We start from the raw sequence: 11,861 nt of genomic DNA, 5'->3' as shown, positions 1-11,861 counted from the left end.
TCTCTCCCCTATCTACATTGTACACAACGTCGCTCCCTTGCGTGGGCCCCCGCCACCGCTCCTCTGGTTTGTTTCCTTAACCTTGTACAACCAGTAGACACTGTTTCCCACTCACGACCGGCTGCGGCAGGGTGCTCAGCCGACCTTGACCCGTTCCAACGCGGTGCGCTTGGCCGCCTCCAGGAGGTCGGCCCAGCTCTCCACGTCGGGGCGGCGGCGCAGCAGGGCCCGCCGCTCACGTTCGGTCATGCCACCCCAGACGCCGAAGTTGATCCGGCCGTCGAGCGCTTCGGCGAGGCATTCGGTGCGGACCGGGCAGCCCATGCAGACCGCTTTGGCCCGGTTCTGCTCCGCACCCCGGACGAACAGGCCGTCCGGATCGGCGTCCCGGCAGGACGCGTTGATTCGCCAGCTCGACTGGTTGGTTTCCATACCCCCAGCTCCCTACCCTGGTGATCGACGCACCAGCGGGGGAAAGGCACTGCGCGCCCTGCCCCCGCGAGCGTGTCTCCCTCAGCTCACGTCGGTTACCCGGGCACCTCCCCGGTGCCGGTGCCGCCGTTCGGACCAGACGAGCTCCCACCCGCGTTGATCCATCCGTCGGCTTTTCTTCGTGAGACGTTGACGGACTGTAGGGGCCTTCGGTTCCCCCCGCCAAGACCCAGAATGCCTTCCGTTACCAGTTGTCACCGAAGGGGGCCTGTTTTGTCACGGATTTCACACCGTCGGAGACACGGCGTCACCGGCGCCGGACCCACTCCGGGTAGCCTGGCCCTCGTGCGAAAAGCGGATGGTTTGTTCAAGCTCATCGGCCTCTGCCTGCTCGCGGGGGTGCTCGTCGCCGGCATGCTGTTCCCGGTCGTGGGGGCGGCCGGTGTCATGTCCAACCAGGCCAGCGAGACGGTGGAGAAGACGTCCTCCGACCTCGCGGACATCCCGCCGCCCCTGGTGACGACCGTCACGGACAGCGCCGGGACGCCGATCGCGACCCTCTACGACCAGTACCGGCTGCCGATCAACGAGAACCAGATCAACGAAGCCATGAAGTGGGCGCTGGTCTCGGTCGAGGACAAGCGGTTCTACGAGCACCACGGCGTGGACTGGCAGGGCACGCTGCGCGCGGCCGTCAGCAACAGCACCGGCGCCGACACCCAGGGCGCGTCGACGCTGACCCAGCAGCTCACCAAGAACTACCTGATCAACGTCGTCTACCGGAACGACCCGATCGGGCAGAAGAAGGCCCAGGAGCAGTCGATCTCGCGCAAGCTGAAGGAAGCGCGGATCTCGATCCAGCTCGAGACGAAGCTGACCAAGCAGCAGATCCTGGCCAACTACCTCAACATCGTCGAGTTCTCCCGGCAGATCTACGGCATCGGCGCGGCGGCGCACGCGTACTTCGACACGACGCCGGAGAAGCTCACGGTGCCCCAGGCGGCGCTGCTGGCCGGGCTGGTGAACAACCCGATCAACAACGACCCGTGGAAGCACCCGGACAAGGCCACCGCCCGCCGCAACCTGGTCCTCGACCGGATGGTCGACAACAAGAAGCTGGCGAAGGCCGACGCGGACCGCTTCAAGGGCGAGCCGCTCGGCGTGGTCCCCGACGGCCCGGCCAAGCCGCCGGCCAACTGCATCGGCGCGGGCCCGGAGGCCGGGTTCTTCTGCCAGTACGTCGAGGACTACCTGCTCAAGGCGGGCGGGATGACCAAGGACCAGCTCTACACCGGCGGCTACACGATCAAGAGCACGCTGGACGAGCGCGCCAACCACGAGGCGAAGGTCTCGGCGGAGAACCAGGTCAAGAAGACCCAGCCGTACATCGCGAACACGTTGTCCCTGATCAAGCCGGGCAAGGACCGCCACGAGGTGGTCGCCTTGGCGGCGAACCGTGACTACGGGCAGAACCAGGACGCCGGTCAGACGACGTACACGCTGCCCGCGGGCGTTTACAACACCGGTGGCGCGGGGTCGACGTTCAAGATCTTCACCACCGCGGGGGCGATGGACAAGGGGATCGCCGGGATCTACTCGCCGATCGACATCCCGGACAAGTACACCTCGCACGTCTTCACCACCGGGCCCGGCGGGTGTGGCGGGCCGACCGGCAAACCGAGAACGTTCTGGTACTGCGTCGGCAACGCCGGCGACTACAGCAGGCTGGCGAGTGGCGCGAACATCCAGACCGCGCTGGCGACGTCGCCGAACACCGCGTTCGTCGAACTCGAAGACCGGATCGGCAGCACCGGCCCCGCCGTGGACATGGCGCACCGCCTCGGCCTGCGCGACACGATGGCCAGCAGCGCGGCGGGCCGCACGCCCGATCCGAACGCGACCAGGGCCGAGCTGCGGGACACCCAGACGAAGTACTACGGCCCCCAGGGCAACAGCCCCGGCCTCGGCTCGTTCACCCTCGGCGTGAGCCCGGTCAGCGGACTCGAGATGGGCAACGTGGCCGCCACCATCCTGTCCGGCGGCGTCTGGTGCCCGCCGACGCCGATCGCCGGGGTGAGCGACCGCAACGGGAAGCCGGTGCCGATCAAGGAGGCCCCGTGCGAGCAGGCGGTGCCGGAGGGCCTTGCGAACACGCTCGCGGTCGGCATGAGCAAGGACGACCAGCCCGGCGGCGGTACCTCGGCGCAGGCGGCGTCCGCGGTGGGCTGGACGCGTCCGCTGATCGGCAAGACCGGAACCACGCAGTCGAACGTCTCGGCGGCGTTCGTGGGCGGCACCCCCCAGATCGCCGGGGCCGCCATGACGTTCAAGTTCGGCGGCGGACAAGGCGGTATCTGCGACGCCGGACCGGGCCGCGTCAGCCTGTGCCCCGGCGGCCGTGACGGCAACATCTTCGGTGGACACGCCCCCGCCAGGACGTGGTTCGGGGCGGTGTCGAACATCCTGGCCGGCCAGCCGGAGGCGCCACTGCCGCAGCCGGACCCGCAGTACATGGGCGGCCCCGCCCGATAACCCCGGAACGGAACCGAGCGGGCCACGGCACGAGCTGCCGTGGCCCGCTCGGCGTTTTCCGGCTCAGCGGAGCGGGATTCCCGGTGCGCACCACCGACGAGTAAGCGCTTTCCATGGCCGAGCCGACCTACTTGGTCGGCGCCGCGCACCTCTTGATCAATCGGCCGTTCAGGTGACGGCCAGCTCTCGCAGCACGTGATCTCACACCACCCTTACGGCCCCTTGATCACCAGCGCTCGCCCGGTGTTTACTGCGATGACCTGCAGCAACGTTCTGCGGGTTCGAGCATGGCCGCCAACCCTGGGGAGGGGGTGAGCATGCGGCGCCGCCGTGCGCCGGTGCGGCCGTCGAACACAGGAGCGATCGCTCCTCGTCCGCTCGACACGCGATTCAGCCGTCGCTTTGCCGGTATTCCGGGCACGCTGCGGTTTTCTCCGGAAACGGGTCACCCCGATCCCTTTTCCGTCACCGCTCTCTCGCTCCGAGGTAGGTATCCCCATGCTTTCTGCCCGCCGACCTGCGCGTCGAAGACTGCGCTGGTCACCTTCGGCCGCGGCTGCCGCCGTGGCCTGCGCGATGATCACGGCACCGGCCGCCGAGGCCGCGCCGCCGGCCGCGCCACCACCGGCCGGGCCGGTGGCCGACGCAGCGCCGGCCGCTTCGTCCGTTCCGGCCGCACAACGGTCCGAAGTGCTCGGAACGGGCTGGGCCGGCTCCCCCGACCGGGCCGTGACCAGCAACGGCGACGCGTCGGGCTTCCACGTCCTGGTCGCCGACGCCAAGGACGGCTACACCTGGCGCACCGCCGCCACCCTGACCGAAACCGGCACGGACACCGACCGGTGGATCGGCCGGACCTGCGTCACCTCGTCGGGGAAGCGGGCCGTCGTCGTCTACGCGCCGCGCCAGCTCGTGAACGACGAAGACCGCTACCACCACGGTGCGCTCGCCGCGGTCGTCGACCTGGACACCGGTGCGGTCACGAAACTGCCGGAACCCGTGTCCATCGCCTACTACGACCCGGGCTGCGGTGCCGGCGAGCAGGCGGTGCTCACGCAGAACTTCTCCCGCAAGGGCCAGTACGTCTCCCGGCTGTTCACTGTGGACGCCGAGGCCGGCCGCATCACCTCGAGCGTGGACGCCGTCGGCCAGGTGACGTCCGCCGTCCCCACCGGCACGGGTGTCATCGCGGCCAAGGGCGACAACCTCGTGTCCGTCGGCGCCGACGGCGCGGTCAAGCCGGTGGCGTACGCGCCCGGTGGCGCGTTCCGGCTGACCGTGGACGCCTCGGGAGGTGTCGGCTACCAGACCCAGACCGCCTCCGAGACGGCCGTCCACCGGTACGCCGACGGCGCCGACAAGGTCGTCACCCGGGCACCGCAGGGCTCGGTCCAGTTGCACGGCTCCGCCGGCCGCGTGTTCCTGCAGGGGCCGGACGCCGCGTTGCCGTCCGCGCCCGCGGGCTGGCAGGCGGCGAAGGTCCCCGCCGACTCGGAGCTCTCGACCACCGGCGCCTTCGGCGTCGACTCCGCCCTGCCCGGCAACCCCGCCGCGCCCGGCTCCGAGCCGCGTCCCGCCGGCGTCACGCCGGTGCGGATCACCGCGCGGGTCCTGTCGACCGGCGCCGAGCCGAAGTTCGAGGTCGCGCCCGCCGCGCTGCACCCGGAACAGGGCAGCGCCGACTCCCCCGCCGTGGCGAAGACCGCGGGTCCCGGTGGCGCTCAGCCGTCCGGCACGGGCGACGACACCACGGACCCGAACCGCAAGTGCGCGATCCCGCGCAACGACCCGCGCATCCAGTCGCTGCAGGAAACCCCGCAGATGGCCGAGTGGGCCGCGGACCTCGCCGTGAAGGGCGCGCTCACGGTGTCGCGCCCGGCCGGGTACAACGGTTCCACCCTCCCGGCCTACACGCCGCAGGGGCTCTTCCCGATGCACGCCCTCCGCGGCGGCGGCCTGGTGCCGGCGCAGGTCCTGCTGGGCATCATGGCCCAGGAGTCCAACATGTGGCAGGCGAGCCCGCACGCCGTCGACGGCGAAAGCGCGAACTTCGAACAGGGCGGCTTCTACGGCCGCAACGTCGGCGTCGAGTCGGTGAACTTCGCCAAGGCCGACTGCGGCTACGGCGCGACCCAGGTCACCACCGGGATGACCGTGGGCGACGGGTCCACTGTGTACAGCCACGACCAGCAGGTCGCGCTCACCGTGGACTACGCCGCGAACATCGCCGCCGGGCTGAACATCCTGATCGACAAGTGGAACCAGATGAAGGACCTCGGGGTGGTCGCGAACAACGCGGACCCGCGGTACATCGAAAACTGGTGGTTCGCGCTCTGGGCGTACAACAGCGGGTGGCACAAGCTGAACGACCCGACCGACCCCAACAGCCACCCGGACGTCTACGGGCTCGGCTGGTCCAACAACATGGCCAACCAGGACCTGATCCAGGACCGCAAGGGCTTCCTGGACAACCTGACCAGCTGCAAGCCGGAACAGCAGGACGCGAACGGCAACTGCAACGACGCCAAGCACCCCGCGGACTGGACCTACCCGGAGCGGGTCATCGGCTTCGCGAAGAACTCCCTGGTCCGCTACAACTGGTCGGCGGGCCAGTACAGCGCCACCTTCGTGAAGGCCGCGTTCCCGAACGGCAAGCCGAGCGTTCCGGCCCTCCTGACGTTCTGCGCGCCCGCGCAGAACGGGTGCGACCCGGCCAAGACCCACGTGCCGGGGAACTTCCCGGGCACCGTGGCCAGCCACTGCCTCCGCGACGACCTCGCCTGCTTCTGGCACGCTTCCTCGACGTGGCAGCCCAGCGCGGCCCTGCTCGGCACGGAAGCCGTGATCCACTCGCCGGGTGAGGCCGAACCCCAGCCGGGGCAGTTCTACCACTCGGACTGCTCGACCCCGGCGGGTTCGGGCGGCTTCCTGATCGTCGACGACGTCGCGCCGGGCACGCGCACCAGGAACGGCTGCGGTGCGGGTGCGGTCAGCCACGGCTCCCTGACGTTCAGCTTCGCTCCCGACAACGTGGGCAACTACCCGTCGAAGATCGACTTCCACCAGCTCGACACCGGCTACCGCGGGCACTTCTGGTTCGCCCACACGTGGAAGGACACGCTGGTCAACGCCAAGCACAAGGTCACCGGGACGTGGACCCTCGACCAGGCGATCAACGGCTGGGCCCGGGTCCTGGTGTACGTCCCCGACCACGGCGCGACCACCCCGCAGGCGTGGTACCGGGTCAACGGCTCGGACAGCACCTCGCCCCTGCGCTCGGTCGCGGAAGGCGGTTACCTCGACGACAACCGGCATCCCCAGGCGGGCAGCTGGCGTTCCCTCGGTGCGTTCAAGTTCGCCGGCGTGCCCAGCGTGTCCCTGGACAACCTGACGCACGCGAACTACATCGGTGACCTGCCCAACGGCGTCGACGACGTCGCCTGGGACGCCGTCGCCTTCCAGCCGCTGCCCGGCAAGCCCGCGAACCAGATCGTCGCGATGGGCGACTCGTACTCGTCCGGCGAAGGGGTCACCCCCGACGATTCCTGGGCCTACTACCGGGAAACCGACCACGACGGCAACGACAAGACGCTGCGCAACGCGTGCCACCGCTCCAGCGACGCGTGGTCACGCCTGGGCAAGCTGAGCGACAACCCGGGGCAGAGCATCGGCAGCCGCTCGGACACCTTCGACCCGTCGCTCGACTACCACATGACGGCCTGCCAAGGCGCGCGCAGCCACAACCTCTGGCTGGGCGACTCCGGCGAATACGGTGAACCCGCGCAGCTCGACCAAGGTTATCTCGACCAGTACACCAACCTGGTCACCCTGTCGACCGGCGGAAACGACGCGCGGTTCACGGACATCCTCAACAACTGCGTGACCTACTTCCCCGCGCACACCGGCGGGTCGTGCGCCGACATGTCACTCGACAACGACGGGAAGCCGGTTTCCCAAACCATTCCCGCGTTGCTGACCGGCAGCGTCATCCCGGACATGGAAAGGACCATCAGGGACGTGGCCGCGGCCGCACCGAACGCCGCCCTGCTGTTCATGGGCTATCCGCAACCGGTCGAAAACGCGTCGCCCTGCACCCTGCTCTTCGGCGGCAGTTCGATCACGTGGTTCCGCGGCATCGCGGGCCAGCTCCACGACCTCCAGTCCCAGGAGGTGACGAAACTGCGCGACGGCGGCATGAACATCAGGTTCGCCGACCCGGTGCCGGCCTTCGACGGCAAGGGCGCGTGCGGCACCGCCGAAGCCATTCACGGCGTGGTCACCCGGTTCTCGCACGGGGACGCCAAGCAGCCGGTGAGCCAGCAATCGTTCCACCCCAACGAATACGGTTCCACGCTCTACACGCAGGTTTTCGAGCGGACACTGCACGACTGGTAATTTCGGCCGTGAACCAGCGTCAGGTCGCGGGAACAGCAACGGCGGCAATCGTGCTGTTCGCTGTTCCCGCGGCCTGGGCCGTCGAGACCGGCCGGTTCAGGGGCAGCCCGGCAACCGCTCGTACCGCACCGGTGTCCCCGCCGCCGGCAGCACCGTGAACGCGTAACAGACGTGGTCCGGATCCGGCGACAGCAGCTCGGCGACCACCGTCATCCGTGCGACGTCCCGCGTGATCTCGTTCGCCACCGCGCCGTCGACCGCCGCCGCGCGGCGGACCGAGGCGTCGTCCGCTCGCTCCGCCGGGGACAGCTTCTCCAGCCGGGCCGCTATCTGCGGGGCCTCCGAGCCGACCACGTGCGGCTCCGTGAGCTTGTCCTGCACCCGGGCCGGGACGACGGTGAAGAACAGCGCGACTCCCGCCGCCCCGGCCAGTACCGCGCCGAGGACGACCCAGAAGAGCACGCGCAGCGGCTTCAGCCGCCGTCCCGGTGCGGTCATCAGCTCGGGTAGTGGAGCTGGGCGAGGCGCTGTTCCATCACCTGAGCGTAGCCCGTCGTCCCCGCCGCGTTGGGGTGGAACATCTCGCGGCTCAGGCACGCGCCGCCCAGGATGTCCCAGAAGCAGAACGGCGACGGGTTGTCCCCGTTGTGGAAGTCACCCTCGCCGTTGGGGCCGAGGACGATCTTGTTGATCCACTCCGGGTCGTCGCAGCCGCCGTGGCCGACGAACGCGCCGATCGGGTCGGCCGCGTCGACGTTGACGCCCTCGCCGCGCAACTGCGCGACGACCTCGGCCTCCTTGTCACGGGCGTAGTTGGTCAGCTCGGCGATCGCGTGCACCTCGGACATGTCGAAGTACCAGGAGCCACCGCACTTCACCGTGCGGCTCAACGGTTCCGGGTAGGCCGTCAGCACGATGCGCGCGTTCGGCGCCTCACCGCGGATGGCGCGGATCGTGTCCGCGAGCCGCGTCTTCGTGCGGTCGAAGATGGCCTTGTACTTCGGCAGGTACTCGTCGTCGGCGCAGTTGGTCGGGTACGCGCAGTCCATCAGGGCGTTGACGAACGCGTTCTCGTCGTTGCCGCCGATCGTCAGGGTCACCAGGGTGGTTTCCGGCGTCAGCACCCCGGAGGCCACCTGGTTGATCTCGTGGAACTGGCCGTCGCCCTTCTCGTACTGCTCCGGGTGGATCCACGACGTCGGGATCGAGCCCGACCCGTTCCACCGGCCGGACACGTTCCACGTCCACGCCCCGGAACAGGCGACGAACCCGAGCTCGTTGTTCGTGTTCCACTGGTCGGACAGCGTGCCCAGCGAACCACCCGACCCCGGGATCACCATCTTGCGCGGCCAGGCGTTGGCACTGCGGCGGCAGGCGTTCCACTCGGCGTTGCCGTGGTTGAGGTCGGATTCGGTCGCGTAGTTCCCGGCGCCCTCACCCGAGGAGTAGGAGTCGCCGAGCGCCGCGACGATGTTCGTCGGCTTGGCCGGCAGCGGCTGGAACGCGATCGCGTCCCAGGCGACGTCGAGGTCGCCGGTGCCGTCCTCGGTCAGCGTGCTCATCGAGACGCTCGGCCGCCCGGCGAACGGGTACACCCCGATCGACACCCAGCCGTTGCGCTGGATCTGCTGGTTGAGGTACCGGTGCCGGCTCTGCCCGTTGCCCAGGCTGATGTCGTAGCGCGCCTGCTGCGTCTGGGCGCCGACGTCCGGCAGGTGCACCAGCACCCGTGCCCAGGCGTTGAGCGAGTTGTCCAGCGTCCACGTCCCGGTGGCCTTCAGGCGGCCGCCCTCGACCGACGACGTCCGCGTGTGGCCGAAGTAGAAGTGGCCGCCGAACCCGCCGCCGAGCTGGTGCGTGTCGACCTTCCCCGGGTAGTGCCCGGTGCCGTCGTCGGCGTAGCTGAGCTGGAAACTGCCCGCGTTGGTCCACGGCTGCCCGCAGTTGTTCCGGACCGGCGGAGCGCCGTTCGCGTCGTCGACGATCAGCGCGTTCGACGGCAGGCCCTTGGTTTCGCAGTTGGGCGGGTAGCTGTTGGCGTCGTCCTGGTAGGCGTACCCGGGATCGAACCGGAGCAGCTCGTACCCGCACGAGGAGTCGCAGTCCGGCTTCCACGTGTTCGACTGGTGGTACCAGCACTTGAGGTCGAACTTCCCGCCGGTCTTGTGCGCGCACGGGCCGGCCGGTTCGCCGACGACGTTGGCCGGGTCGTCGGGACCGGTGCCCGCGTAGTCCGGCACGTTCTTCTCGCCCGGGTGGCATTCGTTGCTCGCGTCGCAGAACTGGTTCACCGGCGGCTTGACCGCGAGCCGGTTGTCGACGGTGTTCCACCACGACGGCCGGAAGCCGGCGACCATGGTGCCCGGCGTCTCGATCAGGTTGACCGGGTGCCCGGCCCAGCCGAGCACCTTCTCCGGGTACGGCCAGTACTGCGGGTGCGCCGCGTCGGCGTAGGAGTACTCGAGGAACGGGAGCCGGCTGTCGAGGAAGCGCGGGTTGGCGGGGTTGTTGCCCCAGCCGAGCCCCCACGGGGCCGACCCCGACGCGGGGTGGAACCCGGAGTTGTAGGCCCAGATCGCGAAGAACCAGTTCTCGATCCGGGAGACGTCACCGTTGTTGACGACGAGCCCCGCGGCCCGGACCTCGTTCCACTTGTTCGAGATGATCTGCGCGCCGGCGGCCACGTTCGCGGCGAAGTCCAGCGCCACCGCCCGCTGCGTCTGGTACGGCCACGCCTCGTCGCCCGGGCCCTTTTCCCGGCCCGCCAGTCGCATGTGGTCGGTCACCTGCGTGACGCCGTACCCGCAGTCGGCCTTCGCCCAGTCGATCGTCCAGTCGTCGGCCGCGTTGCCGTTGTAGTAGTTGATGCCGTAGTAGTTGCCGATCAGCGGGTTGCCGGTGGTGCCGGGCACCGAGGAGCGCGCGGCCTGCCACATGTTCGACTCCTGCGCCGTGATGCCGAGCATCACCTGCGCGGGCACGAACCCGCCACCGGTCAGGTTCACCTTGGGGAACAGGCCCTGCGGCGTGTACGCCGGCATGCCGAGGTTCTTCCAGTTCGCCGGGCGCTGCACCGTCAGCGCGCCGCGAACGGCCTGGTCGACCGCCCATTCGACCTGCCGGGGCTTCGGCTGCATCGCCTGGTTGCGCGGGTCGGTGCGGGGCACGCTGCAGTAGCGGTCGGCGGAGTCGGACGGGTCGGTGGGGTTGCCGTTGGTCGTCGCCCCGGCCGCGACGGCGCCGGCGGCCGGGCTGGTCACGCGCCCGGCCGCGGGCGCGGTGTCCGTGCCGGCGACCAGCGTGACCTGCTTGCGGGTGGGCAGGACCGTCGCGGTGATGTTGACGGCCTGGGGGCCCGCGGGCGCCTGCCGCGGGTCGGGCGCGCCCGGCTTGACCACCTCGGTGACGGCGAGCCGCGCCTCGGTGGACACCGTCGCGTCCTTCGGCACGTCGAGCAGCGAAACGGCGGCGGGCAGGGCCGCGCCCGTGGCCTTCTTGGCGCCGGTGACGGCGACCCGGCCACCGCGGCCCGAGGTGACGCCCAGCGCGGTCCGCGCGCCGGTGGCGAGGGTCCTGGTGGTGACCGTCCCGTTGCCGCCGATCACCGCGCGGCGGGCCCTGGCGTTCTGCGTCCCGTCGTGGTCGAGGTAGACCACGCCGCCGTCGGCGTCGGCCGCCAGCGCGTAGGGCACCCCGGACGCCGGGGCGACCCGCTGCAGGGCGCCGGTTTCGGTGACCCGGACGAGGGCGTCCTTGGTCGCGCCGATCAGGCCGTGCGCCGTCGGTACCGCCGACGTCAGCTGCCCGGCGACGTCGACGGGCGCGGCGAGCTTGCCGGACGCCGCGTCGAGGCGCAGCAGCCTGGTCTTCCCGAGGTCTTCGTCGCCGGCCTGCGTGAGGACGGCGGACTCGCCGGTGCCGCAGGAGGGGTTGAAGTAGGCGAGACTGGTCCGGACCGGCAGCTTCCGCACCGCACCGGTGTCGAGGTCGACGACGGCGGTGAACGCACCGCGGTCGAAGAGCTCGGTCTTGTTGGTGAAGGTGCGCGGGGCGTACGCGACGACCGCGCGGTGGGCCGACCCGGTCACGCAGACGTTCCCGATCCACGCGTCGACGTCGAGACCCGGCTCGGACAGCGTGGCGACGGTGCGCCACTCGTAGCCCTTCGCCTCGTCGGCGACCAGCAGGTGGAAGCCGTCGGCGTCGCCGCTGGTGGTCCAGGCCCGGTCGGCGGAACGGTCCCAGCCGGGCGCGCGCTCCCCGGCACCGACGCTGCGGGCGGTGGCCCGCCGCGGGGCCGCGGCCAAGGTGTCGGTCTCCGGGTTCGGAACGCTCGGCGCGGCGGAGGCCGGCGCGGAAACGGCGGCGGTGACCGAGATCGCGACCGCGAACGCGGACGCCCATCTGAGCCGTGGACGGCTGGATTTCACTGATCCCCCTCGATGCAGTGGGCGCGAACCTGCTCGCGCCGAAACACCGCGCCGGCACGGACGCGGTGTGGA

5 protein-coding genes are annotated in these 11,861 nt (G+C 70.2%); 2 read left to right on the top strand and 3 right to left on the bottom strand.

Annotated elements, in window-relative coordinates:
- Positions 1–135 precede the first annotated feature (135 nt).
- Positions 136–432 carry a WhiB family transcriptional regulator gene (locus ABZW17_RS36895; protein WP_103355214.1) on the bottom strand — a complete coding sequence of 99 codons (297 nt, stop codon included), beginning with the start codon at positions 430–432 and terminating at the stop codon, positions 136–138.
- A gap of 345 nt (positions 433–777) precedes the next feature.
- Between ABZW17_RS36895 and ABZW17_RS36890 the strand changes: the two genes are divergently transcribed.
- The gene (locus tag ABZW17_RS36890; RefSeq protein WP_354824463.1) at positions 778–2,964 is read left to right on the top strand and encodes a transglycosylase domain-containing protein; all 2,187 of its coding nucleotides are present in this window, start codon (positions 778–780) and stop codon (positions 2,962–2,964) included.
- 576 nt (positions 2,965–3,540) lie between these two features.
- Complete coding sequence (locus ABZW17_RS36885; RefSeq protein ID WP_354824459.1) at positions 3,541–7,359, top strand: hypothetical protein; 3,819 nt, start codon at positions 3,541–3,543, stop codon at positions 7,357–7,359.
- A 96-nt stretch (positions 7,360–7,455) separates the two neighbouring features.
- On the opposite strand, the gene ABZW17_RS36880 is transcribed toward ABZW17_RS36885, so the two are convergent.
- Entirely contained in the window at positions 7,456–7,857 is a 402-nt protein-coding gene (locus ABZW17_RS36880; protein ID WP_354824456.1) for a hypothetical protein, read from the bottom strand.
- Positions 7,857–11,789, bottom strand: a complete 3,933-nt coding sequence (locus ABZW17_RS36875; protein ID WP_354824452.1) for an SGNH/GDSL hydrolase family protein — start codon at positions 11,787–11,789, stop codon at positions 7,857–7,859. The genes ABZW17_RS36880 and ABZW17_RS36875 overlap by 1 nt, the downstream gene beginning before the upstream one ends.
- Between the last annotated feature and the right edge of the window lie 72 nt (positions 11,790–11,861).

Source organism: Amycolatopsis sp. NPDC004625 (assembly GCF_040609695.1).
Taxonomy (GTDB): Bacteria; Actinomycetota; Actinomycetes; order Mycobacteriales; family Pseudonocardiaceae; genus Amycolatopsis.
The sequence above is the reverse complement of the archived record's forward strand: the minus strand, read 5'-3'. Positions and strand labels throughout refer to the sequence as shown.